Here is a 25,339-nt window from a genome sequence, read left to right as displayed (position 1 = left end):
GGAACTGACATGACTAATTCTATCACCGTTTCACCTATCAGCAACGTCCAACCATCGACACTTCCCGTTATTGCGGGTCATGAGATCGCTATTGATGAGCATGGCAGGTTCAATCTGAATGCGATCCATAAAGCTTCTGGCTCTGAAAATCGTAAGCGCCCTTCAATGTGGCTGCAAAACAAGCAAGCAAAAGAGCTTGTATCCGAGCTGAATTCTAATAGCCCGAATTCGGGCTTTAAAGAATATGAAAGCAGGAATTCCTGCTTTGATGTCATCTCAACTCGCCGCGGTGGTAACGGCGGCACCTTTGCCCACGAACTCCTAGCCGTTTCCTACGCCGGCTGGATCAGTCCGAAATTTCAGTTGCAGGTGAATCAGGTATTCCTCGACTACCGAATGGGTAAGCTGAACCATCACCAAAATGGTGATGCTTTACCCGCTCCTCTGACCCCTGCCCACCAGCATGGTATCCAGAAAGAGGTCGCTATTCGCGTTTTCTCTAACGTCAAAGACAAGGCTAACCATCCCAAGGCTTACAAGGCTATCTATCGTTACCTGAAAAGCCGATTCGAAGTGGGTAGCTACAAGGACATTCCTGATTCCAAATATACCCAAGCGCTTGCGGCCGTTGAATCGGCACCGCTTGAGGGAGAATGGATTGAGGCCACGTCTCCCAAGCTTGAAATTCACTATCCAGTATCACAATGGCGCAGGGAAAACCCTCAGTTTGAGAAATTCCAAAGCAACCTGCCGAGCAATCAATTGCGCGTGAATCACGACATGTTGCTACGTAAGGACGCGCCGGTTCAGTCATCGTCACCTACTGTTGCTCTTCTCAACCAGTTGCAGGGCAATGGCTACAACGTTGATGCTTGCGTTGCAGAGGTGAATGGCCTGTTCAATGCAACTGCTGATATGGACACTTTCTTGCGCGGATTTCAGCGCGGCATTGGAAGCGTATTGAGCGACACCGCAACCATTACCTACCACAGCTAACCACACAGCCCCGCTTCGGCGGGGTTTTCAATGCCCCAGCAAGGTCTGTATCAAACCAGAGCTAAGCCAAACCATCCCTCCAAACGACAGCATTATCACCGCTATCCCAACTGAGAAGTTGATGAATGGTGAAGATTGCATTCTGACCTCCATCCAGTCTTTGATCTTTATCAGTATCGGTTTATCATTCACGTATGTTCTGCCTTGGTCGTGCAAGGTGGATACAAGAAGCCCCCGAGTGTTTGCAGCACTGCGGGGGCTTCGCTATTTGTTGGCTTTCTCTCTCGCCTTCCTTTCCTTCTCTTGCCTTTCCTGATCTTCCTCATACCTACGCATGAATATCTCGTCATAGGCGTAGATTGCGGCTTGAAACTCATCGAGGGGGACAGGGCAAGTATTTAAGGCAAGGTAGGCCTCTATCTGGCTTGAGCTGATCGGCGCTGGATAGGCACCCATGCCGGTAGAGATGTACTGACGACCCCGCGCGATGATTCCGTAAGCGTCGCAGATGATTCCCGCTATAGCGTCGTGTGCCGGCGGATCGTCATCTTCTATCGGTAACCCCATCTGCTCGCGCTGCCAGCGTTTCTTTTCGCTTAACTTTGGTTTTTGCTGCCATTCTGCGAGTTGCCGGACTTCCCCACGGTTTCTTCCCGCTGCTGATCGAGTTTTACGGCGATCTGAGAGGCTTTCTGCCATACCATGGTGGAAACATAGGGATAGGCTTCAAACAGTGCCATGACGTTATCTGGCGTTGCTTTTGCTTCTTGCCCTTTATCGTCCTTAACGCCCTTCCATGATTTGACCAGGTGGCGGGCAATCAGCTTCTGCAACTCAACTGTACGATCAAACGTCAGCGCTGGTGATTCAGGATCAAATGTTTCCGTGCCAAGCCCAGCTTTCGAACCAAGCTCGTCTGTGTGACGGTTTAGGTATCCTAGTCGCGCCTGAAACTCAGGGAGTGCAGCAGACAGCACTAGGATTGATGTTTCATCGTCAATGTCGAGCCATTCTTCAGCGTCGGGGATAAATGCGCTTGAGGATAGTGTTAGTGCCATTTTTGATGCTCCAGAAACAAAAAAACCGCCAGAAGGCGGTGTATTTTCTTGCAAATTGATTTAGTGAACTGATTGAAGCCCTCGGCGTTCCATGATCAAGCGAGCGCGGGACTGATCAAAGTCTTCGCCTGTCTCTAGGGATTTGGCAAATACTTCCATCATGGAGTGTCCATTAGCTTGCTCGTACGCCTTTGAAGCTGCCTTTGAAACCTTAACAGCAACGTTGGCCATGGCCTTTACAACAGTGTGCGTGCAAGGGTTGCTATCGGTCCATTCAGGCTGAATGTCGCAATCGTTGATCTGCCCCAACAAGATACCAATGCGATCCACCCAGTCGGCATAGTGCATGTAAACGACTGTCGGAATCTGATACCGAACATCCCCGCCGATGGAAAAATCTATACCATCATTCTCAATTGACGGTCTGATGACTTCATTCCATATGTAAAGCTCAGTGATCTCGTGACCATCCAATACCATGGCACGAGAAATCATTTCAGCTAGAGATGGCAGGCTTACCCACGATGACATAATGTCGTCACCAAAGCAGAAACGCTCAACTATTTGCTCTTTTGTAAGCCAATTCATCATGCCACCACCTCCAGTGGAAGCTTGCCCTGCACTTTGTCAAAGAGTAAAAGCACTCGGCGCTCAAGTGGCGGCTTCCTTTGCTTATGCATTGCAAGCTCGCGTCCGGCTCGACTGCCACGCTCTTTTTGGTGCTCAAGCGCATCGATTGCATCCTCAAGTTGCATTCGAAGTGATGTGCCACTCTCAAGAATGTTTTCAATCTGAATGTCGCACCAAATCTCGAAATCCACCGATAGCCATCGAGCAAATTTAACGGCCATTTTGGGATGTAGCCAAGTGCCGCCATTACGCCCAGCTACCACTCTAAGCATCCCTGATTTTTTAGCTATCGAGAGAAGCTTGCTCCTAGAGGAACTTGATATCCTTTCTAAGCTATTGATTATTCTCAATTGTGGCTCAGGACCACAATTTAATCCGAGGGCTGATCCTCTCTTTACCATGTATTCGACAGTCTCCGGCTGCCGCAGCCAATCAACCGGGCGTTTCCCGAACTCTTTGGCTATATCGGCCGCATTCATCCAGCCATTTAGGTCGAAGTGGACAGACTTGCCTTCAAATTTCATTGGAATCACGTTGCTCATTGCGTATTACCTTTGAGTAAAGAGCCTTGTCGCCCAGAAATGCCAGCCCCTAGAGAGTCCGCCGACTATTACCGGCATTTCTCCAAGACTCTTTCTGAAAGGCTCTAGGGTTGTCGCGCCGGGCATGGCGCATGAAAAAGCCCGCACTAGGCGGGCTTAGTAGTTACGCTGCTTCTTGATCAGCGCTTGTGTTATTTGGCGCGGTAATCAGCTGCCCATCTCCATCTAACTTCTGGATAGTGGGCGACTGCTCAAACGCTGAAATATCTAGCGATACCTGGATAATGTCCTCACCCCCTGCATCAGGCCAATCACCGGAAACATCAACCATTGGGAAGTAGAATCGATAACCGCCATCTTGGTTGTAGACATCGAACTGGAAGCTGATTGACTCCTGATCTTTATTTTTACGCCACAGGTTGTAGGCGTAAGCTGACCAAGAGATAACGATGGTTCCGGTCGCTTGGAAGCGGGTAAAGATTACTGCCCCGGGGTTGCCTGTACCTGTTCCGATACAGCGCTGCGTCTGCGCATTGTTGTCGAAGGTGATATTGAAGTTATCTACGCACGCCTTTCGCGTGCCGTCTTCGTTTTCTAGCGCTTCGTCGTCAATACGCAGATTACGCACGTTTTTGAAGCTAAACTGAGGGCCGTCTGGCGCATCGATAACGTCATCTTCGCTGTAGAATGGATCGCCTCCAGCGTTATCGACTGAACCAAGCCCCATCATCGAAACGGTAGCAGTAATGTCTCCATCATTGGGAATGGTGAGCTGCAACTGATTGACGCGCTCGCCTTTCCACAGCTTGTGTACGCCAACGTCTGAATCGTTGTCATATATCGAGAAAGTGATGCGTTCGTCACCTACTTCCAGCAGGCCGTTGTCGCTCCACTCCTTACCGAATACTGATGCAAGGAAATCATCTAGGTTCCCTTTGCGGAACAGGGTGCCAATATCGCCGTTAAAATCGGCAGTGCCATAGCTTTGACGCTGAGCCATGCGGCCTCGGCCGATTTCATCACTATCATTTCGCGCAATGGATTCATTAAGGCCAAAGCTGGTGCGCTTTAGCTCGATGGGTTTTGCATTGGTCGGGCTAACGCCTGGCACATCTTCTTTTACGTATAGCGTTTCTCTTTGAATACCGCTCGACATGATAGTTTCTCCTGAATTTCAGACATAAAAAAACCGCCATGCGGCGGCATCTATTCATTTGTTGTTTATTGGCTGCAGCACATGGTTCGCCATGGCACCCATACTTGGCAGTGAAACCAATCATTGCTCGCACCAACGCGGGTAACTTCTGGTGACAGCGTTTCGAATCCCCACGGGTACCAGTATTGCCAGTGCCAAGAGAGGCTATCTGCGAGCTTTGCCGCTTGAGCGGTACCGGTTAGATCAGGGGTAAATATTTGAATCAGCACAGCGCCCCTGCGGCGCGTATAAGGACGGTTTCCAAGCGACATAACACTGCTGTCGGTGTGCTCGATCTGAAAACGACACCATGGCATACGATTTCGAATAGCATCTGCTACCTCGCTCACACCCTCTGGCGTGTTATCAAGGTGATTGATGACCATGAAATCAGACGTGCCATCGTATGCCGTTGGGCAAATCACCCTATCAGGCCAATCATCCTGCCGCATCTCGCATAGCTGGCGAATTTCTTCATAGCCCATAGTCAATCACCCGATATTTTATTGAAGGCGTCCCTGAACGTTGGCCGTGCATCCATTTTTTCAGTGCCAAACTCAAGATACTTCCCGTAAGGCGTCACGTTAGTGATATAGAAAATATCGCCGGATTTGAAGGCAGCCATAGCACTTCTAGCGTTGGCCAGCGTCAGGCTTCGAGTAACGTCTCGACTATTTTCATCGAAGCTCTCATTCGGCTCATTCACACTGAAATTCATGTTGGATAAAAACCGGCTGGTATCCATCGGCGCTTTATAGATAACGTCTCGCGCCGCCTGATCGGCCTTGCTTACCGCAAACGCTTCAACATCGGCTCTGACCGTACCAACAAACGCCGTAGGCTTTTTACTCCATCCAGCCATTAGTTTTCCCTCAACTGAACCGTCCACGATGCCTTAAAGCCATCTTGCCACGCTTGGATCACGCGATAGCTTCCCACTCTATCGTTAATCCTCGGATGCCAATCAGATTCATTCTGAAGGATAACGCGCTTGATATCCGTGCCTTGAATATCGAGCGTTTCACGATCTTTCAGACTGAATGACGTTCGCGCCCACCTTCCAGTGAACTCTTCATTGCTAGGTGACACGTTGCCTGTAACGGGGTCATAAGTACCATTCGTCGTCCTGATCGCAACAAAATCTTCCACCGCGTCTTGCAGCAGGTTTGATCGATCGAATGCGCGACCGAGCAATGACTGCACGCGATCACGCGAGCCCGTTTTAACAGCCACAGCGACGACCTCCCCCATATCCAACAGTGATAGAGCCGGTAGTTCCTTTGAATTGCCCAAGCAGCGCCTGCACGATCTGCTCCCATTGCGGTAGCTGTCGGCTGGCATCAAGAAGCGTTGATGGCGCAGCGTAATTTAACTCGGCCATCACATCGCCCGCCTCGGCACGCTCATGGATAAGCGCTCCCTCAGTAGTTTGAGCATACAGATCGCCACTAGATGCCGCTTTAGCCAGCACCACCGCAGCTTGAACCACCACTTCGGGGGTAGGCGACGGAATGTTCAGATGCTGATTAGAGATATAAGCGTTGACCAGCGCGACGAATAAGGGCTTGTCGCTATCGTTCGCCCATTCATCTCCAAGCGCCTTATCAACATCAGCAACAGATACATACTCAGTCATGGCGACCTCTGAAAATAGGACGGGGCACAGTGGCCCCGTTGGTTATTGCTTTACGCGCCCGTCAACCTTCTTCAGCACTTCTCGCTTCAGGAGACGATTAATCCCAGGCGCTTTATCGTCAAGCTCAACTGGATTGCGCGGGGGTACTACGACTCCCGACACTACGACGACGCTTGCCGTTTGGTTAATGTATTTCGCCATATCACACCCCTACCGCTTTGGTGATGGATAGCGGGCGATATACGACAACACCGGAACACTTGGCGAGACAATCAATCACCATTTCAAGGTTGCGCTTTTCAGCGGGCAACTGCTCAAACGGGCGCGGAATCTCGATAGACATGTTGTCTACGTTGCGCTCGTACATGATCGCCACTGATTCGCGATCACCGTCTGGCTCAAGCTCGGTAGCCGCCACCAAGGTAACGCCCGGATATTGCGAAGAGAACCGCGACCATACGCTTTCAAATGTACCAGTCGCGGGATTGACGCTCTTGCGGTAAAGCGCTGATCGCCGGGTAGGCGCTATTGCCAGCGTATTGGGCACGTGATTATCGTATGATTGGATTGTCACGGCATCGTACAGGTTGAACAGATCGTCAAGAATCTGCTGGCCGGTCGTACCCTCTGCTGTCCAATCACCATTCACGGCTGTCTCACCGATGTTCGGATGATTGGTGATGCCGTAAAATCCATAGGCAGAATCGCCCACCAGTGCCACGCGATTAATCTTCTGATCAATGGCACGGCGCGCAACGCGACCTTTCATTGCAGGAAGATCGGTTCCCATTGCCTGAGCAAGCCGCAATTCATCGATGCTGTAGCCGTAAGAGTCACCCAGAGATTTCAGCGTTTGGGTAGTTTCTTTACCCGCCACGTCAACGCGGGGAAGATCATCGGCATAATTCGAGATGAATTTAGCGATACCCACTTCATCGTAAGTGCGCGAAGTGAAAGAATCGGCCCACGCTGGCACTTCTGTTGATACCGGTACAAGCTGCAAGCCGGTCAGTTGCGGCGTGAGCGTTTCATAGATGCGCGACTTGACGTAATCAAGCTGGCGGGCAAGGAAGATGCCTTCGTCTTCACGCATGATGCCTAGCCCATGACGGGCCGTCATCACCGCTTCGAGATCGCGCTCATCGTAGTGCATGTGTTGTGTGGGCATCGTTATTCTCCGTTGCTGCCAGTTTGTGTATCAGTGCCACCAGAGGCGGAAGGTGTTGCGGTCGGCGCGTGAAGCTCGACTTCAACGATCACATCGCCATCAGGAGTCGTATACGCATCGCCTTTGAAGAGCGCATTGGGATAAGCGGTACCGGCTGAATCGCCAACTTCGCCCGCATCGTTGAACTGAATTGGGCCGCCCTTGGTAACGTTCTGACCTTCCGCCACCTTTGCCCACGCCCAGCCACGGGTTAGCGTGGAAATACAGTCATACTGCTTGTAGGCATTGGGACGAGTATGTGTGTGCAGAGATACACCAATAATGCGACCACTTCCGCCAGCACTGGCGATGTCATCATTATCAGCAGTCAGCACAACGCCAAATGGCACGTCGCCACCAGCAGGGTAAGATTCGACGCGATCAAAGCCCGCATCCGCTTTGAGACCAGCGAAGGCCCGTTGCATTTGATAGATAGCCATTGATTAAGCCTCCAGTTTTTCGCCGCGCAGACGCGCGATCATTGTTTCGCGTGAAGATTGAGCAGTTTTTTCAGGCGCCACCGAATCATTGCGGGGCTGATTGACCGTGATACGCTGATCTGCGGCATCGCTACGCTGCTTTGCGCTGTTTTCGATAGCAAAGTCAAAGGCGGCGGAAACGTAGTCGTCTGATTTGCCAGACATATCGACTGAGTCGCCACGGATGGCCTTAATGACACCCTCTTTGATGGCGCGGTCAGTGCTGTCTTGCTTGATTTCTACCTTGTGTTCTTTCGCCGTTGCTTCTAGCTCAATACGGGCACGGGCTTCTTCTCGTGCGTCTTGTTTGAGCTTTTCTCGCTCGTCTTCCAGCTTTTTCTTATCAGCCTCAGCGGCATCGGCGCGCGCTTTCTCTACTTCTAGCGCTTTAACGGTTTCTGCATGGTCCGAGCGCAATTTTTCGTGCGCCTGCACCACTTCCTCTGCGGCGTCATAACTGATGCCGTTATCGAGACGAATTTGTGGCATTGATTTGCCTCCTTCTTTGTCGTCTTCTTGAAATTCCACGGCATCTGCCGCATCGAGATTTAGGCGGGAGTTTCCCGCCCGCCCTTCTGGCACAACCGCTACATGGTTGACGCGGATGTTAGTTTGGCGAGAGTCGTACTTCTCACCGTTGTATTCGCCCGATTCGGGAATAAGGTCTACCGAATATCCGACCGACAGCTCTTTCCATCCGTCCTGCTTAATAACCCGAGGATCGTGAATCACGGAGTCGGCAACTATGTTGTCCCCGTCCTGCCTGCCTACTGACGTTATCGTTCCGATGTGGTGGGATTTAAGGTTATCGGCATTGACCTTGCCTGGATGGCCTTTAGTAATCGGCTTGTTCTTATAGCTGGCGAGGGAGTCAGCCTTGAACACGTCGTCAGGATGTCGAAGCTCACGCCGGATGCCGCCCTTCCCATCCCTGTAAACGAAAACGCCCGTGCGAGTAAGCACAGGCGAGTCTTCTAAATATCCATCCTCGGTAAATTTGGCTTTCACCGGAGAACGGTCGTAGCGTGTGACGCTCATACGCGCCTCCAATAACAGAAAACCGCCCAGAAGGCGGTTAGTTAAGTTTTACGTTGTCACGGTCAGGCCACACAGGTTCTGCCCAGCAACGGCAGCGAATTGGTTGCCCGGGGTGACCATCGTAGGGTGGCTCTTTCCACTTGAATGTTCGGCCCTCGCGCTCTTTGTGAACATACCGTTCGCGGTTGTCGAGCACTCCACGCCACTTGTACTCCCTAACTCCAGCTTTCTGTTGGCGGTAGCGCGTTAAATTGGCGTTGAGTTTACCGATCTGATCTTCCGCAATAAGCTGGGCGCGATGATCGGGCTGATCGTAGGTAGACTTAATCAGGTCGCGAAGCTCCCTTACATCCATGCCTTGGTTGACGGCGCGAGTAATCGAGCCTTGCAGCCTCGTTACATAGTCATCGGGTATTGATCGAATCAGCGATAGATTCTCGCGCTCCCATGCCTTCAGCAAGCCTGCCAAGGATTCCCTTTGCGCATATTCCTCATCATTGCCGTATTCTGCTTTGATGGCGCGCTTCATTTGCCGAAGGTTAAAGACATTCACTCGGTCAGCATATTCCGCTATGGAATCTCCGGCTCGCCCGTTGGAAGGTGTATTACCCAGGATTGATTCGACACTCTTAGGCGTAGTATTTCCACCCATCGCCTCATTGCTGGCCGCCGGAATACCTATCACCACAATATAAGACGGGCTGCGCTTGACGCTACCGAGTATCGCCAGCAGTATGGCTGCGAGAATGCCCGACCACGAAGTGTCATCCTGATCGCCCTCTTCTACGGCATCATCTCGCCCCTTCGCCATGTCATGAATTCGGCTTATCTCAGGAATAAGCTGCTCATTAACCTGATGGCGTAGCTCGCGGGCAATCTTTCGAAGTGAGCGAACATACTCACTTTCAATCGCTCGTGGATGTCGCCATTTGTTCATTGGTCAGTCCATACTTTCCTTGCGATACAAGATAATCTTGTGCCTGACGTTCAGATAATGCGCCGGTATCGATTAGCGTATTGATAGCCGTGGCCTCCGCCTGATTGGCTTGCTGTTCTTTAAGCTCGGTAGCGGCTTTCTCATCATCCGTTGGCGTCCAAAGCGACGGCCACTTGATTTCCAGCTTATCGGGCAAGTTTACTGACCGTTGACGCCCGATAATATTAATCAACCGTTCAAGCGCGGGTTGTACTGAATTACGTTGCAAGCCCTCGCACAGGTCGTAATAACTCTCTAAATCGTGCTGACCTGTGCTGTTGAGACCGGCAACGGAACGTCCGAAAAGCACTGTAACTGGAATGCCCGTTGCAGCTGACACAGCGACTTGGAATTCACCAATAACGTCTTTCAATCCTGAAACGTTGAGGTCGTAGACGTTGTAATCGTCTTCTGCATCGATGGCGACGCCATTCATCAACGAGCGCACTTCGTCCACTAGGTCTACTCGTTGCCTTACCGCCGCTTCCTGACCGCTCTCGATCAACTGAGCAAGGCCGGCCATTTTATGCACTGCCTGCTGCTTACGTTTTAGGGTCTCAAGGGACAGCATCAGCGAACGCTCGTATTGCTCTACGGTGCGAAAAGCATCATTCGCCGCTGATCTACCCATCCATGGTGTATTTAGCGTCGATCGCTGTGCTCCAGGCAGCGGTAAACCGTATACAGGTAAAAGGCGCGATTCATGAACGTAGAATGAGGGGCGAATGCCAGTGCCGGTACCGCTTAAGGTGATCTGATAGGTTTCAGGTTGACCGAAATTACCTTGATTGGGGTCGCTGTAGTAGCCGCCTGGAGCCACGGAAAGCTGATATCGTTCAATGACCTTGAGTTCTGTAATTTCACCAATATTTTCCGGCATTTCTTCTGAAAGTTGACCTGTATCGGTCAAAACCAGAAGTGCCGAGCCGCCATCAAGGCGCGACCACCGGAGCGCATCGGCCACACGCGAGCAAAATTTAAGACGCTCAAGCTCATTGCTTACGGCATTGTCCTCATCCCCATCAAGAATAATACCTCGCCCCATCGCATCGTCAGCAGGCTTATCGATGATACGTGCGGCAATACCGCCGCGTGCATATACGGCACTATGATTATAAATGAAACGGTTATCTCGCCGTTCACCGAGCACGGCGGAGCGATACCCGTCCTGATTGTAAGTAGGCATATCTACTCCTAGCTCGATAATAAGGCGAAGCGTTTTGCGTAATCTTCAGTGGCGACCTTGGTGAACGCGCCACCGGCGGCGTCGATCTGGTCTTTATACTTCCCGACGGGGAATGTTTTCATCTCATCAATGAATGCCTGATTCCATTCGGCGCGGACAAGAAATACATTCCCGGATTCTACCTGCACAGATAATGGCTCGGCGCGCACAGCCTTATCGCCTGTGGGCCGCTCGGCTTTTATTGAGAATCCTGCGAGGTTGCGAATGGTAGCCTCGGCTGACTCCTTCCCGCCTGAACCTGGCTCTTGTTCAATCCAGTGGCTAACAAGGCGGCCATCACCCTCAGCGGTCGCTCTGATTGTCTTTTCACGCATCGCCGCTGACCACTGGCCGCGCACAACGTCGAGAATGTAGAAATTACCGTCTACGCCTGCACCTATTTTCACGCCAGCGGTGTAAGCACCGCCGCCATCGGTGCCTGCTTTATCCCAAAAACGAACAACCTTGGTTAGTTTCGGCGCAGCATCCACATATCCCACGCTTTGCCATTCGAAGAAAGCTCCGCCGCGAGGCGCTGGACGCTGTTGAAACTGTCCTGCCGTTGCCAGCGCGCCCATCACTTTCTTATCACGCTCGACAGTTTCGCGTGAGAAACGATCAGGGAATAGCAACTCGCCATCTTCCTTACGCGGGTCAGTAAAACCAAGTGATGTTGAGCAGCGTCGCTCTGGTTCAAACTCCATCGGCAAGCACAAATGCTCATACCCCAGATCGTTCTCTAGGATGTACCCGCTCACGTCATTCTCATGCAGGCGCTGCATGACAATCACGATGGCTGATCGATCAGGATTATTCAGGCGAGTTGGAAGTGTCTCTTGAAACACGCGCAGTGCCGTTTCACGGTGAGCGTCAGATAAAGCAGCCTCAACAGAGTGCGGGTCATCCCACACTACGCGATCACCACGGCGCCCAGTCATTGATGCAACTGCACACGCCTGCCTGAATCCAGTGCTATCGTTTTCGTAGAAGGTTTTCTGGTTCTGATCGCTGGTGAACGTGATAGGCCAGAGTCGTTGATACCACTCTGACTTGACCAGGTTGCGCATCTTGCGCGTGTCACGAATAGCCAGCCCCTGCTCGTGAGATGCACCAATCATTTTTGTATGCGGAAGCCCTTTCGCCCCCCACTCCCACGCGGGCCAAAAAACGCTTGTTAGCGTGGATTTCATCGTTCCTGGCGGGATGTTGATCAGAAGGCGATTTATCTCACCGCGTGTAATCGCCTCAAGATGCTCGCATATAGCGTCAACATGCCAACCGTGGATGTAAGGCTGACCAGGCTCAAGAACCGGCCATGCTCTTCTCACGAATGCCGATAACGATCGGCTACACAGCTCTCTTTCAGCGCTTAGCAGGTCTTCATGCGTGATCGTCGGAGCCTTGCGCATTCAAAAGCTCCTCCAATGCCGAGGTTGAGAGTTTAGATACATCGAGAGCAGGTTTAGGCGTCATGCTGCCGTCGCTAGATTTGTTATCGACTTCGGCCTTTTCGCTGTAGCCATGTTTGCCTAGCATGAGCTTTACGATAGTGGCGTTCATGGCGTTGGTGAGCCCACCGGAAAGAAGTAAACGCTCTTGTGTCGCCTGAATCGTGTCTAATATGTGTAAAAATGACTCATCTTCATTCCCCCAGTTGTAAACCGTCTTCCGGGATACGCCCAGGTAGCAAGCAAGACCAGCTGCCGACGGGACGGCATCACCTTGGTCCTGATAGCCGCCCGCCAAGTATTCTTTTGCCTTGGTTGTGCGTTTAGGCACTACCACCTTGGTTGGGCGACCTTTCTTCGTCGTAGTCGCCATTGTTTATTCCTTAACTATGTTCGTAGATCGCCATCGCCGCCACAGCTTTTCAGCTACCTCTCGCTGCTGCTTCTCGCGCTTTTGCTTGCGTTGGTGATACGGCATGGGGGGTATGGGGTGCTTTGCTCTGTGGCAATGCGCAATTTCCTGTAAGTTCTTATGCAACTCTATAATCGATGCAATCTCGATGGCTTTTCCCTCGGTTACACATCCTGCACAAAATCTGAAGGTTGTTGATATCAAGCTTTAACTCTGGATACTTTTTGACTGGCTTGATGTGATCAACCTCAATAGCAACGCCTTGTTCGGGCCCAAGGCCGCAGCATGCACATTTTCTTTCATACTTTTGCAACGCTTGATAGCGTAGCTCAGCCCATTCTTTTGACTGATGAAACCTTTTCTTGCTCATCTTGAAAGGTGGGCCAGGTTTTATCGATTCCTCTTTTATTCTTCGATTGCAATCGAACGATAAGAAATCAACCTTCCCTTCTTCAATTTTGTCGATAATGACTTCTCTATTACTAATCCTTTCCTCTATTCCGGACCTTTCATGAGAAGTAAGTTGCGCATATCTGAGCTTAAGTAGATCGTTAAAATTTTCGTCAGCGAGAGAATCTATAGCTCTTTGCTTGGGAGTTATCTTTTTATTCATAGATACCCCCAATAACTACCATGTTAATTTTTAAGCGCGATTGGTAGGCAGATTATTGCTCAATATCCCCAGTCTTCGTGATAAAGCACATCGTCTTCATCGCGCATCATTGCTTATCCGCAGATTCGTTCTCGGCTATCGCCTTACAAAGCCCAGTGATTGCTATAACGGCTCCATATAGGCAGAGATAAGCCGCGCCTAACACTGGATGGCCGATGCTCGCGATAGCGATACCAGGGGAGCAATCAACAATCGTGCTAATCCATCTCAGCACTACATTACGACGGGGAATTGATTGGATAGCGTCGTATCGCTTTACACCTATGGCTGCGGTGAACAGCAGTGCAGCGGCGATAAGGATCGCGACGATAAGGATAGTGCTGGCTACGGCAATGTTGAATGCAGGATCGTCCATTAGGAGTCCGACGCTAGTCAGAGCAATCCACAATGTTGAGATTATGTAAGTCATTGCCTCTCCAATATACGTCTGATTGCCGCTCTGTCAGCTTCAGCACGCTCGATAACTCCCGCCTGCTGCAATATGCAGTCGCCTAGATTAGCGTTTGAGTGAAACAGGCAGTTGGGCCGCTCGAGCGGCTGCGTTAACTCAGCGGGAATCTGTACCAGCGGCGCTGGCACTGTCTTGTACACCGGTTGCGGTGCGCAGGCTGCGAGCGACAGCATCAGGTACAGGCTCAGAAGCCCAATCACGATTGCCAGCCAGTGCCTTCCGGTAAGCTGATCTGTTCGCGTCGGCACGCCTCTGCTGGGCTGCCAGTTCGTTGCTGCGTGCATTGAGTGATTCCACTAGAGAGTTGTTACGGGCGTTGAGAGTGGCGTTTACTGTGGCCAGGGTGTCGTTGGCAGATTCGGCTGTCTCGGCCCGGTGTTGCTGTTGCTTGGATGCGGTCTGCCATTCTGCTGCCGCACCCCGGTAGTGCCAACAGCCGTATGCGAGTGTCGCGATCAGCACGATCAGTGGGACGTAGATGTATCTGCTCATTGCGCCACCGGATAGTGCGAGCACCATTCGAGCGGTACGTTGCCAACGCGGTTATCTGTCCAGCCCGGAAGATAGGTGTCTGACGTGTTAAGACTTGCGTAATACCCGGCCTGCTGTGCGTCCAGTAGCTTAATCGTCATCTCGCACGCCTTAACGTCGCCTCTTCGCTTTGCGAGAGACTGGTATGCGCCGATAGTTGCTGGTCCTACTTTCCCGTCTACGCTAATGTTGGCGTAATCCTTGCCGCCTCGGTTCAGCGCGTTTAACGAGCGCTGTAGCCAGCGCGATGCATTAGCAGGCCCAGTGTTGACGCCGGCATCGATTAGCTTGTGTGCGACGGCAGGCTGGATGTCGAGGAACGGCCCGAAACCGGGTTTCTCGATGTAATCCTGATAGTAGATTTTATCCGCTTGGCTAACGGTCAGATCGCGCATATTGCCCTGATAGCCATGCTGGCGAGCTACTTTCTCGGTAATACCATGATTGGTCTTGCCACCGGGATCGCTTGGATCGTCTACGTAGCCGCCTTCAACCCCCACCACCGACGCGATGATTGCCGCAGCAACGGCCGCCGTCTTCTTAACGTGCTTCAAGGCAGGCTCCTTATTTCGGTGGCGTGATAACGCCTTTCTGCAAGGCGTCTATATAGGCCTGAGTGCGCTTACGCTGATTGCGCTTATTTACCCAAAACGTAGCGAGGCCTATCAGGATGCCAGCGATAGCTGACACCGTACCCCAGTCGATGTACTGCTCTACTGTGTGAAATACGTTACTTAGAATGCCGCCGCACGCCAGCACGCCTGACGTGCAATAGCTCGCGGCCGTCGAGGCTTTGTGTGGCATAACAATCATTAGGCTGGCTCTCCCAGCGGATTCTGTTTTGATCTAGTATGGTTGTATACGTATGCAGATGACGTGGAGAATCAATTGCAAACAATCTTGGAAGCGGCGGCCAATGTCTTGGCGTTTATCTTTATATACGGTGTGATGCTATACGGAATCTATACCGTTCCATTGGCCATCATTCTGAGCATTGTGGGGATACTCAAGAGATGGTGGTGGATAACAGGTATATGCGTAGCTTTTCTTGCCTTAGCGTTCATCGAGGCTGAATACTTTGTGCGCGCAATGAACTCGTAAAAAAGCCCCGCACTAGGCGAGGCTTTGAATAGGTGGCTGCAACATGCGGGGATAGGGACCGATATTGCAGCCTGTCCACTGAGTTTGGGGCAATGCGGAACTGTTGAGGAGAACCAGTGCGCCTACTGTCAGATGAACTTTGCGCTGGCTCAGTATGTAACTCACGCCAGCATAGAAATATATTACCACCTTGGGTTATTTTTTCAAACACTAAGAGCCAGCAATATTTCAGCCCTTGCTTGTCTTGCTGAATTTTTTAATGCTTCCACATCTTTAAACGACACCTTCGCAATCTTCTCCGGCTTCATTCCTAGCAAGCGGCAATATTGATTCACCCAAGGCAGAATTTCTTCATACTCACGGCACCAAACGTCCCTGATCGAATCGTTAGCCGCGTCATACCGATTGGGAAGCCGCTTCCTACGAGAAATCAATAGTGCAGCCATGCGCCGTGGCGGCAGAGATTCCAATATTCTATGCGCCCAATCGTGATCGCTCTCGGAGCGGATGCCCTTTTCGTATGCGGTCGCCATCTGATCGCCCTTCACTCCCCCGCCAATCGGCTGCCCGATCAGCTCCGTGGGTGAAATACTAGACCATCCGCGCCCGCGCTCCATACCATCTTCTCGGTATTGAAGATCAAGGTCGATAATCCTCTCGACAAGCTGAGAGCGCGCCTCATCTGCGTATCTAGTTTCGCCGTACGCATACCGCTTTACCTCATGAAGAGGCATGCGCGAAAAGTCGAGCACTTCCAGCTCTTTAGGAATAGCGCTCATGCCTGAACCTCCATCACTTCATAGTAAAACGCGTCCATCGCTTCTTCACTTATGCGATCAATCCGACCTTCAATGCTTGCTCTGATTGGGGGGCGATTAGTTAAAGCAATTCTTTCTTCAATTTCGTTGAATTTCTTCCGCTTTAATTTGTTCATGGATTTCGCGGCACCAAGCATGGTTAGGTGAATACTCACCGTTTCAAACGCAGATTCATAAATACAGTCACAATACTTAACGGCGTAGACTTTCATGCGGCTGCCTCCTGAATCTCAATTTGAATGATCATTCCCGTTGTATTGCCGCGTACCGGCGTTGTTGTACATGTCGCTACTACGTATTGATTTGTGTCATCGATGAGCACACCGGCCCGCACAAGCCCATCTTCAAGCAGCTTTACCGCGTAGCCGTAGTTGGAACAATCCAGAGCCCTCTTACCCTTTCCCAGCACTGGCGTGAATGACAGTCCAACGGGGCTATCAATACGTGGCAATCCAGCATCAACCACCGCCTCTTTCACCGCCCAATGAGCTGCGTCAGCGTGTTTCTTCCGTTTAGCCCAATGGATGCCTGCGTAGATCGAGTTGAGGCTTGGGCCTAGCCAGGGGACGAATAGCTGGATCATGGGGTAATGCCCCTCAATGTCCTGTCATGCATCACAACTGAACGCGCTCGCGCATAGGTAGCATCACGTAAAGGGATAAGGTGGCCGTCTTTCCCCTGCTTCATTTCCCATACAAAATGGATGTCTTGAGTAACTCCCCATGCGACGTGTTCAGTAATAGCCTGATCGACCATCACGCCACCCCCTTGATCTTCATCAGCCCTTCTTCAATCCACTGTTGCTGTGTTTCTGCCAGTGCCCTAGTGATGTCTCGCCAATCAATCTCTGCGCCTTTTGTGCGTGAGTCGAGCCGGTCATGGCATGACCAGCAGGCATAGACAGCAAGATTATCTGGGCTCTTCATCCCCATTCCGCCCACACCTGTCGGTAAATGCGCCAGCACGGTTGTCTCGGGATTGTGATTGCAGCCTGGCAGTCGCAGCGTGCAGTTTTTGCCGCGGGCAGAGTTGCGCAGGGCTTTGCTGATAACCCTCATCGCTCGGTCCTCAATTGCTTGCCGTCAGCATCAACGCGCGGAGTAATCCCGCCACCGGACGTGCGCAGATACTGCATTCCGGTTTTCGCGTCGGTGACTATCTTCACACCGCTACGGGAACCCAATTCATCAGTGCTGTCATGATGGTTAAACAGCGATGCAACGATCAGCACCAAAGCCGCAAATGTTGATGCTCCACCCATAAAACTGAAGCCATTAATAAACCAGTTATCCATTACGCCGCCCTCTCCTGCACCATTGCCTGTGCCATGTCCTCGACCTGTTCACCCGTCATAGTCGGCCAATAGGTTCGGGCGATGTACTGGCACAATTCGGTTATCATCGTGAAAAATTCTGTCTGGTCCATCGCATCGAATGCCATCGACTTCGGCTGCCTGCTTTCAAGAATCCCAAAACCTGGAATCTCGGTTATGGTGACATCGCACTGAATGCCAGAATCCTGCTGTAGCTTCTTCAGTGCCTTGTGATGAGTCATTCCTTCGAATGCCTCAATGTGCTGGACACATAACCCGCCGATGGCATGTGCGAGCCGGTGGAACTCAATGTTTCGGTTCTTAGTAAGATCTGCTCGAACCACAGCACCAATACTCACGCCACGTTCACGAATGGTGTTAGCGTCAGTAGCGCTGGCCGGCACAAAAGCCGAGATGAAATTTCCATCAGCGTCACGAACTTTCACCGCACGGAAATAGACTGGCTGACGCTTACTCATACAATCGCCCTCTTCAGCCATTCAGAAGATGCGCGTTCGATGTCGCTAGTCAGATTCGATCTGTACGCCGCATTAGCCACCTTCTCTTTCTTACGCCCAGAAATATCTAAATTGATGATTTTCTGATGAACGGAATTAACCGAGCGGTCTAGCACCTCGGCAATCTCTTTGCGCTGGATGCCCGCATCACGCAAACGAATCAGCGTATTAACCTCATCATCAGTCCACTGTTTTTTATTACGCGCGTTCACACCAGCCTCCTAACGAACAATTGACCGCCCATCCTTTTAATCTCTACGCCTAATCCTCTCTCGCGCACCTTATGTACAGCGTCGATAATTAGGCTATCGCTAGGGCGTTTTTCCGTAATAGGGGCGAGCTGTTCCCTGATTGACTCAGCTGATATAGGCATTCCGCTCATCGGCATGAGGTGCGGTAGACGGGCAGCGATTTCCGTTGCATTGCAGTAGTCGTATTTCATGCCGCTGCCCTCACTAGCCACACGTAGCTATCCTCAGTAGCCACAAGATTCGCAAACACCAGCCCCATCAGCTCAGAAATGATTTCGTCGTTCGTGTGGTGGCGATACGTGTTGGCGTTTACGACCGATGCCAGCTCGTTGATATGGGCTGATTCGTAGGTGCCTAAGTGTCTGAGGATGATGTTTTGGATGATGGTCATGTCTACACCCTCCCCACTCGTTCATCGAGCGCCGCTTTTGTGAATCTGTAGCTCTCTCCCATAACGGTTTGAGCTACAACTTCATGTCTAAAAACAGCGATCACGTTAAACCCGTTATCAGAAAGCCAGCGCTTATGTTCTCTTGTAATTTTCATTGTTAAATCTCCGCCATCGCTGAACGGCCTTTGGGGCGATCATTGCTGTAGTCGTGAAGCTGCTGTAGCTTTTGATAATCAAGGTCATTGAACTGCATCTTCGCTAGTTCCGTACCTACGACCACGCTTCCCGTGGCGCCTTCTCGCTGCTTACCGATGATGATCTCCGCAATTCCCTTGAGACGCTGATCGTCTTTCTGGTAAACCTCTTCTCGGAACGGGAACAGAATCAGGTCGGCGTCTTGCTCAATGGCACCTGACTCGCGGAGGTCCGACATCATCGGTCGCTTGTTGCTACGGTTTTCAAGCCCTCTGTTGAGTTGGGATAACAGAATTACTGGGCACTGCATTTCTTTAGCCAGCTCTTTCATTGCACGGCTCATGCTGGCGACTTGCTGCTCCCGATTGTCGCTTTTGATGTCTGGACGCATCAGTTGCAGGTAGTCAATGGTGATAAGCGATAGGCCGCCCATTTTTTGTTTCCACCGCTTGCATGCGCCGCGAATCTGGGCAGGCGTGAGTGCGGCTCTGTCATCAATGACGATGCTTGAGCTCTTTAGCAGAGCGACTGCTGCACCGATTTTGTCCCAGCCGCCATTACTCAAATAATGCTCATAGGCTTGCGGGTCTTTGATGGCCTGCATGAAAACGTCGCCAACGGCAGCCGTCATACGATCACGCAGAGCCTCTTTGCTCATTTCCATAGAAAACGTCAGGGTTGGTAGACCACTCTTTAGCGCGGAACGGATGATGTTAAGCATGAACGCCGTCTTACCCATCGCAGGGCGACCCGCAATAACAATAAGTTCGCCAGGCTTCGCCCCCATCGTCATCTTGTCTAACTCGGAGAGGCCAAAAGAAACACCCATCGGAGATTCCTCGCCATTGAATCTGCGATCCAACATATCGATCATGTCGCCCAGAATTTCGCCAATAGCGACAGCACCTTGCGAATCATTCCGATCGATGATTCCCAGCAGTCGAGATTGCGCGGTATCGACCAGATTGGCCGCGGTATCGTTAGACTCGACCACCTCGGAATGCAGTTGATCAAGCGAAGCCATCAAGCGGCGAAGGCGAGCTTTCTCAGCCACTACGCTTGCATAGGCTTCCGCATTGGATGCGGTCGGCGTGTTGCGGGAAATTTCGGCGATATATGCCAGCCCGCCGCAATCCTTAGCCTGCCCCCGGTCCTCCAGCAGGTCGTTTAGCGTTATCACATCAACGCGCTTTCCTGACGTTGAAAGCTCGACGATGGCCGACCAGATGACCGCGTTTTCCAGATGGTAAAAATCTGCGTGGCTGATAATCCCGATCAGAGAGTCGATCACTTTACTGTTCAGCAGCGCAGCACCGATTACGGACTGTTCAGCTTCGGTTGAATAGAGTTGGCGAGTCATTAGCGAGCGTCCCCGTGATATTTCAGCTCCATGATTTTTTCGAAGTTTTCACGCTTGCAAACCCACTCGAGGTCAAACCAATTGTTGTCCGCCATGAGAAACGTCGATTTGCGCAGGAACTTGAAGAATCGTCCCCACCATTCAACGCCGGTCTCGGCATCGGTGTAGAGATATTGGCCGGTGGCGTCGTGCTTGATCTTGAAACCCTGTTTCCAGCGAGACGCCAACGCCTTGGCACGCTTACTGCCAGACCACATGCCGCGAGCATGCTGTCGCTTGTCGGTCATGATGTCGGCCCATAGGTCTAGAATTTTGTCGTGTGGGCAGTCGGGGTATTTCGGTGATTGTTTTTCAGGCTCGGCTTGCTCGCTGATTTCGGACGAAATCGGCTCTTCTCCGTTAGGAGAAGTATTTATATCTTTCTTATCTTTATATGCTTCTCCATTTTGGATAGGTTCAACGTATCCATCTTGGATTGACTCACTCCATTTTGTTTTTGATTTACAGTTTGGAGTAACTCGGCTTTTTTGAGCGGAGAAATCCCACTGGTCGACTTGTTTATTGATCTTCACCGGCGAACGACTTCCGCCAATTCGAATAACGACACACTTACGGATAAGTGAGTTGAGCGCCGCCGACGCATTGGTCTCGCTTAAACCTGTACGTTCCGCAATTGTTTCGGCAGAGATGCGTGCGTCCGGCTTCTGCCAGCCGTATGTAAGTCTTTCTATGGTCCGGATGACCCTTGCTTCACGACTAGTCAGCGGAGCACGTTCTAAGGCCTCCACAATCGCCGTAGCTGTTCTTACATAGCCATCTTCCAACTTGGCCACCTTGGGTGACTCGCCCTTTCTATCGGGAAACTTGTAAATCTCAGCGGTATTGCTCATACTTAACTCGCTCTGTTGTAAAGCCTCGGCCCGACCTTCCCAGTCATTTGCCGGGGCTTTGGTTTATGTAGGGTGCCGACCTATGCCCTGTGCTATCGTTTTGTTTCCACACTCAACGACCACAGGAGGTCGGCATGACAATTTCATTGTCTTCAGAAGACGAACAGTTCTCGAAAGAGCTTCTCCTTGCTCTAGTTAGCTCGCCACAATCAAAAGAGATAATTGATGGTCGAGTCGATATAGAGCCAATCGTCAGAGGAGCCATGCTCACTCATGAGCTAATACGTGAATTTGTTCACAAATGGCGCATCGACAACAAATCCTGATCAAATTCGATAAATTCCCCTTTTGATGCCGTCTAGGATTTTCTCCACGGCATCAATTGCCTCTTTCCTGCTTAGATGTTTGATCCCGATAACCGCTGGCTTACCCTCTTCTTTGAGCTGAAGAACAGCGGCTTTGTAGGCTTCCACACCCTCAGGGCTTGGATTACTCGTTAGAATTTCCTTCGCCAGAACGTCAGCTGCCTTCGCAATTTCGGATAGACTTAGCGCTGATTTTGATATTTCGCTCATCTCGCCTCCTATTGAATGGTCTTTCCCAGCACTTCTTTACTCACCAGCATTCCGCTTGCCGCCAGAGCAGCAGCAGCACGCTTAAGGTGATCGAAATATTCAGCAGCCAATGGCGCATCGTTAGCATCCAGCACGCCGTCATCCATCATCTTCGCCATGGTCTTCACAACGTCGCCCATCGCACCGCCGACAATTCCTAACGACGTGAAGCCGGAGCTATGAACGCATTCAGCGCATGGGACCTGAACACCGATCATGTTGTGGCGGTTGACCAGCGCCTGACGTGTAGACGTATCGCCTAGCTCTTCAAGCGCCATTACCCACGGCTCTTCAAGCCATGCGGGAAATTCCACAGCGCCAGTGCTCCACCTTTGAACACGCTTATTCCAGCTCATCAGCGCGTTGTCATACTCATCGTTAACGACCGTGAAAGATGCTAGACAAGGCATGTCGGCGGTCTTAGACGGGCACAGCGAGTGAGACAAGCCGTTCAGTAATCGACCAAACTTCTCAAGACTGACGTTCCGCTGCTCGCGAAGCTGATTAAGCGCATCACGTAGGCAAGCATCTCTGCTGGGGTGTCTATCCTCGGACATAGGCATGCGTTCTTTTCTCTCTTAATCTGGTCGTGTTAGGCGGCGTAGGGCTCGTCACCGAATACGCGGGGACAGAGTTCAGCAGCGGTAAAATCGCCATTTGTTAAGCGTTCTACTCGACGAGCTATTTCAGGAGCCATGCCTTGCTTACCCCTCACCCACTTGGAAACATTCGGCTGACTAACCCCGATGGCTTCCGCCAAGCGCTCTTGAGTTTCGAAACGTTCAACAAGGCGGGTAAAAACGTTCATACCCATTCTCCTTATGCGTTTTGGCATACTATATTACATGCGAATAGTCATTTGCAACAATATGCCGCTACGCATATAAAACGCTCTATGGAATATTCAGAAAGATTGAAAGCGGCAAGGTCACATGCCGGATTGACTCAAGGCCAACTGGCAGAAAGGTCAAACATCGACCAATCCGTTATCTCAAAGCTAGAGAGAGGTAAGCACGCCGGATCGGTGTACACTGTCACGTTTGCTCGAATCACAGGCGTACGTCCAGAATGGCTGGCAGAAGAGATAGGCTCAATGCTTGGTGATACTGCCCAAGTAGCCGATCACATGCAAAATGACGAATACGCCTTCATCCCTGTGCTGTCTGCCAAAGCTGCTGCCGGTGTAGGTTACGAAAACTCCCATGTTGAAGAGCAAAGCACTCTCGCTTTCCGTCGGGAATGGATGCAGCGGTTCAGACTAAAGGAACACAACCTTCGCCTGATTCGTGCGGATGGTGAGAGCATGATGCCCAGCATCGCTGATGGCGACATGCTGCTGATCGATATCCATGACAAAGAGCCTGCCAGCGGGCGTATCTATGCTATCCAAAGGCCAGACTTCAGTATCAGCGTAAAACGCCTTGTGCAGCGGTTCTCCGGCGAATGGGAGATCGTTAGCGACAACGCCAGCTTCGAAAATGAGCGAGTAGAAAATTTGAATTCGTTACAGGCTCCAATATTGGGCAAGGTCTGTTGGCGAGGGGGGATTTTGTAAATGGAGATGCGTAATGACACAATGGATTAGCTTCACGCCGCCAAATAAACAGTTGCAAAGCTACTTTGCTGCTTCTCCGGATAGTTTCAACTGTATTGCAACAGCAGATTCTATCATAATTTGCTTTTCAATTGATTCGGCAATGCCTAAGCCAGAAGGTATGGATTTAGAAGTCACTCACATACCAGTAAAAATGGATATTGGCACAGTAAAAATCACGAAAGAGTCCGCTAGAAGCCTCGGTCAATTCCTGATAAATCTTGTTGATGAAAGCGCCAAGAGAGAGAACGTTGGTGAATGACAGCAACGTGGTCAAGCTTCCTATCGCAAGGAACTTCAATGTTGACGAACCGATAAAAAAAGAATTTCATAGTGAAAATTTCAATTTTTCTCATTCAACTCTCGTTGATTTTCGGGAAATTGAAATTTCTAAAAATCTATCGGGTGAGAAATTGAATCGAAATATTGAGGATGTGGGCTCATCTATCGAGAACTCGCTTGACCGTCGCCTATCGGATTTTCAGCGGTGGAATGAGCAAGCTGATGCCCGTTACGAGCGCAGACAGTCTGAATCAGAAGAACGCTATGCAAGGCGTACTGCTGAGGCTGAGGCGCGCATGGATAAACAGCGCCAAGAAGCTGAATCCCGTATGGAGCGTCAGTGCAAAGAGGCAGATGAACGCTTCTCAGCTCAACGCAAAGAAGATAAAGATCATCTCGATTCAGCATTGTCAGAGATGCGTGCCGACAACAAGAGCACTCGTTCAACAGTTATTACAACTGCTATTACTTCATCGCTTGCCATCATTTTCGGTGTGGCTGGTTTAGTTGGCGTAGCCGTGAGCTCTTTCCAATCAACCGTTTCTGAGCAAGGAAGCTGGATGCGTCAGAGCATAGACCGCCAAGATGCTCGGCAAGAAAAAATAGATGACCGAATGAGTAGTATTGAAACGTCCATCCACGCTATCCAGCAGCACCTAAATCAGCAAGATAGTAAGAAATAGCCCAACCATACAGCTATCTCGACCCGCCCAACGTGGCGGGTTTTCTTTTGCCTGCGCCCTGCCGCTCTGATTGATCCCACCTGAAGCTGCCCTACCCGTGGTCAATATTTTTCCCTCGAGAAAAAATATGCCATATCGCATTGACATATATATGCGCATTGGCATACAGTTAACCCATCGCGGCAACACAGCGACGCAACACCAGCTCTCTAACAATACGGATTAGCACCACCGGCTATAACAGGTGGCGGACGCATCCATATGATGCGGACGAGCGCATGTAGCCTAGCAGGCACATAAATGATTGATTCCGGTCGTAACCAGCGGGCGGAGCGGCAGAGAGCGATGCCGGCATGCGTGTAAAAGAATACCCGCCCATTGGTTATCCAGTGGGCATCGAGATGGGCCGAATACGTAGCTAGGGCACGTCACTCAGGGATTAGCGCTGAGCGGTCTATCTCGATGATAAAAGGAGGTGTGAGATGGAAATGGGAAAAGGCGGAATGACGCCAAGAGCAACAGTGCTAACCATAGAGATATTGGAAAATCTAGGAGAGTACAGAAGAAACAAAAAAGCCGCTGAAGAAAATATGCGACTCGCTTACAAGGCTTTAGGTAAAGCGATGGAGGGCTATGAAGAGATTATTTCTTCCTCGGAAGATACCAAGCAACATCTTTAGCCTGAGTAACCAATAAGCTGTTGTTTGGATAAACAAAATTATCCGCCCCATCAGGGCGTTATCTGGTGGGAATCGGGATAAGCAGAACCGGTTACGTCGCTATGACTGATAGATATTTATTAGTCTGTGATTAGCAAGTTCGACTCTTGGCTG

General features: G+C 50.9%; 39 protein-coding genes. 6 read left to right on the top strand and 33 right to left on the bottom strand.

Annotated elements, in window-relative coordinates:
- The first annotated feature begins 9 nt into the window (after nt 1-9).
- Nucleotides 10-996 carry a KilA-N domain-containing protein gene (locus tag R84865_RS00195; protein ID WP_435638188.1) on the top strand — a complete coding sequence of 329 codons (987 nt, stop codon included), beginning with the start codon at nt 10-12 and terminating at the stop codon, nt 994-996.
- A gap of 596 nt (nt 997-1,592) precedes the next feature.
- On the opposite strand, the gene R84865_RS00190 is transcribed toward R84865_RS00195, so the two are convergent.
- The 30 genes from R84865_RS00190 to R84865_RS00045 form a co-directional block, all read right to left on the bottom strand.
- Nucleotides 1,593-2,054, bottom strand: coding sequence for a phage-derived protein YdaY family protein (locus tag R84865_RS00190; RefSeq protein WP_435638189.1), 462 nt, complete (start codon nt 2,052-2,054; stop codon nt 1,593-1,595).
- Between the two features lie 60 nt (nt 2,055-2,114).
- Nucleotides 2,115-2,645 (bottom strand): hypothetical protein, encoded by a 531-nt coding sequence (locus tag R84865_RS00185; RefSeq protein ID WP_435638190.1) that lies wholly within the window; start codon nt 2,643-2,645, stop codon nt 2,115-2,117.
- A complete protein-coding gene (locus R84865_RS00180) occupies nt 2,642-3,226 on the bottom strand; it encodes a KilA-N domain-containing protein (protein WP_435638191.1) in 585 nt (194 codons plus the stop codon). The genes R84865_RS00185 and R84865_RS00180 overlap by 4 nt, the downstream gene beginning before the upstream one ends.
- Nucleotides 3,227-3,389: 163 nt before the next feature.
- The gene (locus R84865_RS00175) at nt 3,390-4,382 is read right to left on the bottom strand and encodes a phage tail tube protein (protein ID WP_435638192.1); all 993 of its coding nucleotides are present in this window, start codon (nt 4,380-4,382) and stop codon (nt 3,390-3,392) included.
- 65 nt (nt 4,383-4,447) lie between these two features.
- Nucleotides 4,448-4,906, bottom strand: a complete 459-nt coding sequence (locus tag R84865_RS00170) for a hypothetical protein (protein WP_435638193.1) — start codon at nt 4,904-4,906, stop codon at nt 4,448-4,450.
- Between the two features lie 2 nt (nt 4,907-4,908).
- Nucleotides 4,909-5,310 carry an HK97-gp10 family putative phage morphogenesis protein gene (locus R84865_RS00165; RefSeq protein WP_435638512.1) on the bottom strand — a complete coding sequence of 134 codons (402 nt, stop codon included), beginning with the start codon at nt 5,308-5,310 and terminating at the stop codon, nt 4,909-4,911.
- Complete coding sequence (locus tag R84865_RS00160; RefSeq protein WP_435638195.1) at nt 5,283-5,654, bottom strand: hypothetical protein; 372 nt, start codon at nt 5,652-5,654, stop codon at nt 5,283-5,285. The genes R84865_RS00165 and R84865_RS00160 overlap by 28 nt, the downstream gene beginning before the upstream one ends.
- On the bottom strand, nt 5,644-6,057 hold the full coding sequence (locus R84865_RS00155) for a hypothetical protein (protein WP_435638196.1): 414 nt from the start codon (nt 6,055-6,057) through the stop codon (nt 5,644-5,646). The genes R84865_RS00160 and R84865_RS00155 overlap by 11 nt, the downstream gene beginning before the upstream one ends.
- A gap of 202 nt (nt 6,058-6,259) precedes the next feature.
- Complete coding sequence (locus R84865_RS00150) at nt 6,260-7,225, bottom strand: DUF2184 domain-containing protein (RefSeq protein WP_435638197.1); 966 nt, start codon at nt 7,223-7,225, stop codon at nt 6,260-6,262.
- 2 nt (nt 7,226-7,227) lie between these two features.
- On the bottom strand, nt 7,228-7,704 hold the full coding sequence (locus tag R84865_RS00145) for a structural cement protein Gp24 (protein WP_435638198.1): 477 nt from the start codon (nt 7,702-7,704) through the stop codon (nt 7,228-7,230).
- 3 nt (nt 7,705-7,707) lie between these two features.
- Nucleotides 7,708-8,781 (bottom strand): DUF2213 domain-containing protein, encoded by a 1,074-nt coding sequence (locus R84865_RS00140; RefSeq protein ID WP_435638199.1) that lies wholly within the window; start codon nt 8,779-8,781, stop codon nt 7,708-7,710.
- A gap of 37 nt (nt 8,782-8,818) precedes the next feature.
- Nucleotides 8,819-9,718: a phage head morphogenesis protein gene (locus R84865_RS00135; protein ID WP_435638200.1), complete on the bottom strand. Its 900-nt coding sequence runs from the start codon at nt 9,716-9,718 to the stop codon at nt 8,819-8,821.
- Nucleotides 9,687-10,943: a phage portal protein gene (locus R84865_RS00130; RefSeq protein WP_435638201.1), complete on the bottom strand. Its 1,257-nt coding sequence runs from the start codon at nt 10,941-10,943 to the stop codon at nt 9,687-9,689. The genes R84865_RS00135 and R84865_RS00130 overlap by 32 nt, the downstream gene beginning before the upstream one ends.
- Nucleotides 10,944-10,951: 8 nt before the next feature.
- Nucleotides 10,952-12,391, bottom strand: a complete 1,440-nt coding sequence (gene terL, locus R84865_RS00125; RefSeq protein WP_435638511.1) for a phage terminase large subunit — start codon at nt 12,389-12,391, stop codon at nt 10,952-10,954.
- Entirely contained in the window at nt 12,363-12,803 is a 441-nt protein-coding gene (locus R84865_RS00120; RefSeq protein WP_435638510.1) for a DNA-packaging protein, read from the bottom strand. Before R84865_RS00120 ends, terL begins: the two co-directional genes overlap by 29 nt.
- A gap of 157 nt (nt 12,804-12,960) precedes the next feature.
- Nucleotides 12,961-13,455 (bottom strand): HNH endonuclease, encoded by a 495-nt coding sequence (locus R84865_RS00115; RefSeq protein ID WP_435638204.1) that lies wholly within the window; start codon nt 13,453-13,455, stop codon nt 12,961-12,963.
- A 106-nt stretch (nt 13,456-13,561) separates the two neighbouring features.
- Nucleotides 13,562-13,924, bottom strand: a complete 363-nt coding sequence (locus R84865_RS00110) for a hypothetical protein (RefSeq protein ID WP_435638509.1) — start codon at nt 13,922-13,924, stop codon at nt 13,562-13,564.
- A gap of 138 nt (nt 13,925-14,062) precedes the next feature.
- Nucleotides 14,063-14,458: a hypothetical protein gene (locus tag R84865_RS00105; protein ID WP_435638508.1), complete on the bottom strand. Its 396-nt coding sequence runs from the start codon at nt 14,456-14,458 to the stop codon at nt 14,063-14,065.
- Nucleotides 14,455-15,051 carry a glycoside hydrolase family 108 protein gene (locus tag R84865_RS00100; RefSeq protein WP_435638507.1) on the bottom strand — a complete coding sequence of 199 codons (597 nt, stop codon included), beginning with the start codon at nt 15,049-15,051 and terminating at the stop codon, nt 14,455-14,457. Before R84865_RS00100 ends, R84865_RS00105 begins: the two co-directional genes overlap by 4 nt.
- A 10-nt stretch (nt 15,052-15,061) precedes the next feature.
- Nucleotides 15,062-15,310 (bottom strand): phage holin, encoded by a 249-nt coding sequence (locus tag R84865_RS00095; protein WP_435638255.1) that lies wholly within the window; start codon nt 15,308-15,310, stop codon nt 15,062-15,064.
- A 491-nt stretch (nt 15,311-15,801) separates the two neighbouring features.
- Entirely contained in the window at nt 15,802-16,377 is a 576-nt protein-coding gene (locus R84865_RS00090) for a hypothetical protein (protein ID WP_435638506.1), read from the bottom strand.
- Nucleotides 16,374-16,628, bottom strand: a complete 255-nt coding sequence (locus R84865_RS00085; protein ID WP_435638505.1) for a hypothetical protein — start codon at nt 16,626-16,628, stop codon at nt 16,374-16,376. Before R84865_RS00085 ends, R84865_RS00090 begins: the two co-directional genes overlap by 4 nt.
- A complete protein-coding gene (locus tag R84865_RS00080) occupies nt 16,625-16,999 on the bottom strand; it encodes a RusA family crossover junction endodeoxyribonuclease (protein ID WP_435638504.1) in 375 nt (124 codons plus the stop codon). The genes R84865_RS00085 and R84865_RS00080 overlap by 4 nt, the downstream gene beginning before the upstream one ends.
- Nucleotides 17,000-17,171: 172 nt before the next feature.
- Entirely contained in the window at nt 17,172-17,474 is a 303-nt protein-coding gene (locus tag R84865_RS00075) for a nuclease domain-containing protein (RefSeq protein ID WP_435638503.1), read from the bottom strand.
- A complete protein-coding gene (locus tag R84865_RS00070; protein WP_435638502.1) occupies nt 17,471-17,710 on the bottom strand; it encodes a DUF6440 family protein in 240 nt (79 codons plus the stop codon). Before R84865_RS00070 ends, R84865_RS00075 begins: the two co-directional genes overlap by 4 nt.
- Nucleotides 17,710-18,207, bottom strand: a complete 498-nt coding sequence (locus tag R84865_RS00065) for a hypothetical protein (RefSeq protein ID WP_435638501.1) — start codon at nt 18,205-18,207, stop codon at nt 17,710-17,712. Before R84865_RS00065 ends, R84865_RS00070 begins: the two co-directional genes overlap by 1 nt.
- Nucleotides 18,204-18,458 (bottom strand): hypothetical protein, encoded by a 255-nt coding sequence (locus R84865_RS00060; RefSeq protein WP_435638500.1) that lies wholly within the window; start codon nt 18,456-18,458, stop codon nt 18,204-18,206. The genes R84865_RS00065 and R84865_RS00060 overlap by 4 nt, the downstream gene beginning before the upstream one ends.
- A 226-nt stretch (nt 18,459-18,684) precedes the next feature.
- Nucleotides 18,685-18,888 carry a hypothetical protein gene (locus R84865_RS00055; protein ID WP_435638499.1) on the bottom strand — a complete coding sequence of 68 codons (204 nt, stop codon included), beginning with the start codon at nt 18,886-18,888 and terminating at the stop codon, nt 18,685-18,687.
- A 157-nt stretch (nt 18,889-19,045) separates the two neighbouring features.
- Nucleotides 19,046-20,443 (bottom strand): replicative DNA helicase, encoded by a 1,398-nt coding sequence (dnaB, locus tag R84865_RS00050; protein ID WP_435638282.1) that lies wholly within the window; start codon nt 20,441-20,443, stop codon nt 19,046-19,048.
- Entirely contained in the window at nt 20,443-21,333 is an 891-nt protein-coding gene (locus R84865_RS00045) for a replication protein (protein ID WP_435638498.1), read from the bottom strand. The genes dnaB and R84865_RS00045 overlap by 1 nt, the downstream gene beginning before the upstream one ends.
- A 134-nt stretch (nt 21,334-21,467) precedes the next feature.
- Between R84865_RS00045 and R84865_RS00040 the strand changes: the two genes are divergently transcribed.
- Nucleotides 21,468-21,659: a hypothetical protein gene (locus tag R84865_RS00040; RefSeq protein ID WP_435638497.1), complete on the top strand. Its 192-nt coding sequence runs from the start codon at nt 21,468-21,470 to the stop codon at nt 21,657-21,659.
- Here R84865_RS00040 and R84865_RS00035 read toward each other — a convergent pair whose 3' ends face one another.
- The 3 genes from R84865_RS00035 to R84865_RS00025 are packed head-to-tail and all read right to left on the bottom strand — an operon-like array spanning nt 21,660 to nt 22,755.
- Nucleotides 21,660-21,908 (bottom strand): hypothetical protein, encoded by a 249-nt coding sequence (locus R84865_RS00035; protein WP_435638496.1) that lies wholly within the window; start codon nt 21,906-21,908, stop codon nt 21,660-21,662.
- Nucleotides 21,909-21,916: 8 nt separating this feature from the next.
- Nucleotides 21,917-22,504 (bottom strand): DUF8585 domain-containing protein, encoded by a 588-nt coding sequence (locus tag R84865_RS00030; RefSeq protein WP_494337622.1) that lies wholly within the window; start codon nt 22,502-22,504, stop codon nt 21,917-21,919.
- 35 nt (nt 22,505-22,539) lie between these two features.
- The gene (locus R84865_RS00025) at nt 22,540-22,755 is read right to left on the bottom strand and encodes a YdaS family helix-turn-helix protein (RefSeq protein WP_435638221.1); all 216 of its coding nucleotides are present in this window, start codon (nt 22,753-22,755) and stop codon (nt 22,540-22,542) included.
- A gap of 87 nt (nt 22,756-22,842) precedes the next feature.
- Between R84865_RS00025 and R84865_RS00020 the strand changes: the two genes are divergently transcribed.
- The 4 genes from R84865_RS00020 to R84865_RS00005 all read left to right on the top strand — a co-directional run bounded on the left by R84865_RS00020 (nt 22,843) and on the right by R84865_RS00005 (nt 25,186).
- Nucleotides 22,843-23,502, top strand: coding sequence for an XRE family transcriptional regulator (locus tag R84865_RS00020; RefSeq protein ID WP_435638222.1), 660 nt, complete (start codon nt 22,843-22,845; stop codon nt 23,500-23,502).
- Nucleotides 23,503-23,515: 13 nt separating this feature from the next.
- The gene (locus R84865_RS00015) at nt 23,516-23,803 is read left to right on the top strand and encodes a hypothetical protein (RefSeq protein WP_435638223.1); all 288 of its coding nucleotides are present in this window, start codon (nt 23,516-23,518) and stop codon (nt 23,801-23,803) included.
- Complete coding sequence (locus R84865_RS00010; RefSeq protein ID WP_435638224.1) at nt 23,796-24,506, top strand: hypothetical protein; 711 nt, start codon at nt 23,796-23,798, stop codon at nt 24,504-24,506. The genes R84865_RS00015 and R84865_RS00010 overlap by 8 nt, the downstream gene beginning before the upstream one ends.
- A 482-nt stretch (nt 24,507-24,988) precedes the next feature.
- Nucleotides 24,989-25,186: a hypothetical protein gene (locus R84865_RS00005; protein ID WP_435638494.1), complete on the top strand. Its 198-nt coding sequence runs from the start codon at nt 24,989-24,991 to the stop codon at nt 25,184-25,186.
- Nucleotides 25,187-25,339: the final 153 nt, after the last annotated feature.

The organism is Carnimonas bestiolae, assembly GCF_051251145.1.
GTDB classification, from domain to species: Bacteria; Pseudomonadota; Gammaproteobacteria; order Pseudomonadales; family Halomonadaceae; genus Carnimonas; species Carnimonas bestiolae.
Note: the sequence above shows the minus strand (reverse complement) of the source record. Positions and strands in the feature narration are given on the sequence as shown.

What these genes read in the sequence shown, in the direction of transcription:
- R84865_RS00195 (WP_435638188.1), top strand. Translation starts at nt 10, where the DNA reads ATGACTAATTCTATCACCGTTTCACCTATCAGCAACGTCCAACCATCG.
- R84865_RS00190 (WP_435638189.1), bottom strand. Translation starts at nt 2,054, where the DNA reads ATGGCACTAACACTATCCTCAAGCGCATTTATCCCCGACGCTGAAGAA.
- R84865_RS00185 (WP_435638190.1), bottom strand. Translation starts at nt 2,645, where the DNA reads ATGATGAATTGGCTTACAAAAGAGCAAATAGTTGAGCGTTTCTGCTTT.
- R84865_RS00180 (WP_435638191.1), bottom strand. Translation starts at nt 3,226, where the DNA reads ATGAGCAACGTGATTCCAATGAAATTTGAAGGCAAGTCTGTCCACTTC.
- R84865_RS00175 (WP_435638192.1), bottom strand. Translation starts at nt 4,382, where the DNA reads ATGTCGAGCGGTATTCAAAGAGAAACGCTATACGTAAAAGAAGATGTG.
- R84865_RS00170 (WP_435638193.1), bottom strand. Translation starts at nt 4,906, where the DNA reads ATGGGCTATGAAGAAATTCGCCAGCTATGCGAGATGCGGCAGGATGAT.
- R84865_RS00155 (WP_435638196.1), bottom strand. Translation starts at nt 6,057, where the DNA reads ATGACTGAGTATGTATCTGTTGCTGATGTTGATAAGGCGCTTGGAGAT.
- R84865_RS00150 (WP_435638197.1), bottom strand. Translation starts at nt 7,225, where the DNA reads ATGCCCACACAACACATGCACTACGATGAGCGCGATCTCGAAGCGGTG.
- R84865_RS00145 (WP_435638198.1), bottom strand. Translation starts at nt 7,704, where the DNA reads ATGGCTATCTATCAAATGCAACGGGCCTTCGCTGGTCTCAAAGCGGAT.
- R84865_RS00140 (WP_435638199.1), bottom strand. Translation starts at nt 8,781, where the DNA reads ATGAGCGTCACACGCTACGACCGTTCTCCGGTGAAAGCCAAATTTACC.
- R84865_RS00135 (WP_435638200.1), bottom strand. Translation starts at nt 9,718, where the DNA reads ATGAACAAATGGCGACATCCACGAGCGATTGAAAGTGAGTATGTTCGC.
- R84865_RS00130 (WP_435638201.1), bottom strand. Translation starts at nt 10,943, where the DNA reads ATGCCTACTTACAATCAGGACGGGTATCGCTCCGCCGTGCTCGGTGAA.
- terL (WP_435638511.1), bottom strand. Translation starts at nt 12,391, where the DNA reads ATGCGCAAGGCTCCGACGATCACGCATGAAGACCTGCTAAGCGCTGAA.
- R84865_RS00120 (WP_435638510.1), bottom strand. Translation starts at nt 12,803, where the DNA reads ATGGCGACTACGACGAAGAAAGGTCGCCCAACCAAGGTGGTAGTGCCT.
- R84865_RS00115 (WP_435638204.1), bottom strand. Translation starts at nt 13,455, where the DNA reads ATGAATAAAAAGATAACTCCCAAGCAAAGAGCTATAGATTCTCTCGCT.
- R84865_RS00110 (WP_435638509.1), bottom strand. Translation starts at nt 13,924, where the DNA reads ATGACTTACATAATCTCAACATTGTGGATTGCTCTGACTAGCGTCGGA.
- R84865_RS00105 (WP_435638508.1), bottom strand. Translation starts at nt 14,458, where the DNA reads ATGAGCAGATACATCTACGTCCCACTGATCGTGCTGATCGCGACACTC.
- R84865_RS00095 (WP_435638255.1), bottom strand. Translation starts at nt 15,310, where the DNA reads ATGATTGTTATGCCACACAAAGCCTCGACGGCCGCGAGCTATTGCACG.
- R84865_RS00090 (WP_435638506.1), bottom strand. Translation starts at nt 16,377, where the DNA reads ATGAGCGCTATTCCTAAAGAGCTGGAAGTGCTCGACTTTTCGCGCATG.
- R84865_RS00085 (WP_435638505.1), bottom strand. Translation starts at nt 16,628, where the DNA reads ATGAAAGTCTACGCCGTTAAGTATTGTGACTGTATTTATGAATCTGCG.
- R84865_RS00080 (WP_435638504.1), bottom strand. Translation starts at nt 16,999, where the DNA reads ATGATCCAGCTATTCGTCCCCTGGCTAGGCCCAAGCCTCAACTCGATC.
- R84865_RS00075 (WP_435638503.1), bottom strand. Translation starts at nt 17,474, where the DNA reads ATGAGGGTTATCAGCAAAGCCCTGCGCAACTCTGCCCGCGGCAAAAAC.
- R84865_RS00070 (WP_435638502.1), bottom strand. Translation starts at nt 17,710, where the DNA reads ATGGATAACTGGTTTATTAATGGCTTCAGTTTTATGGGTGGAGCATCA.
- R84865_RS00065 (WP_435638501.1), bottom strand. Translation starts at nt 18,207, where the DNA reads ATGAGTAAGCGTCAGCCAGTCTATTTCCGTGCGGTGAAAGTTCGTGAC.
- R84865_RS00055 (WP_435638499.1), bottom strand. Translation starts at nt 18,888, where the DNA reads ATGACCATCATCCAAAACATCATCCTCAGACACTTAGGCACCTACGAA.
- dnaB (WP_435638282.1), bottom strand. Translation starts at nt 20,443, where the DNA reads ATGACTCGCCAACTCTATTCAACCGAAGCTGAACAGTCCGTAATCGGT.
- R84865_RS00045 (WP_435638498.1), bottom strand. Translation starts at nt 21,333, where the DNA reads ATGAGCAATACCGCTGAGATTTACAAGTTTCCCGATAGAAAGGGCGAG.
- R84865_RS00040 (WP_435638497.1), top strand. Translation starts at nt 21,468, where the DNA reads ATGACAATTTCATTGTCTTCAGAAGACGAACAGTTCTCGAAAGAGCTT.
- R84865_RS00035 (WP_435638496.1), bottom strand. Translation starts at nt 21,908, where the DNA reads ATGAGCGAAATATCAAAATCAGCGCTAAGTCTATCCGAAATTGCGAAG.
- R84865_RS00030 (WP_494337622.1), bottom strand. Translation starts at nt 22,504, where the DNA reads ATGTCCGAGGATAGACACCCCAGCAGAGATGCTTGCCTACGTGATGCG.
- R84865_RS00025 (WP_435638221.1), bottom strand. Translation starts at nt 22,755, where the DNA reads ATGAACGTTTTTACCCGCCTTGTTGAACGTTTCGAAACTCAAGAGCGC.
- R84865_RS00020 (WP_435638222.1), top strand. Translation starts at nt 22,843, where the DNA reads ATGGAATATTCAGAAAGATTGAAAGCGGCAAGGTCACATGCCGGATTG.
- R84865_RS00015 (WP_435638223.1), top strand. Translation starts at nt 23,516, where the DNA reads ATGACACAATGGATTAGCTTCACGCCGCCAAATAAACAGTTGCAAAGC.
- R84865_RS00005 (WP_435638494.1), top strand. Translation starts at nt 24,989, where the DNA reads ATGGAAATGGGAAAAGGCGGAATGACGCCAAGAGCAACAGTGCTAACC.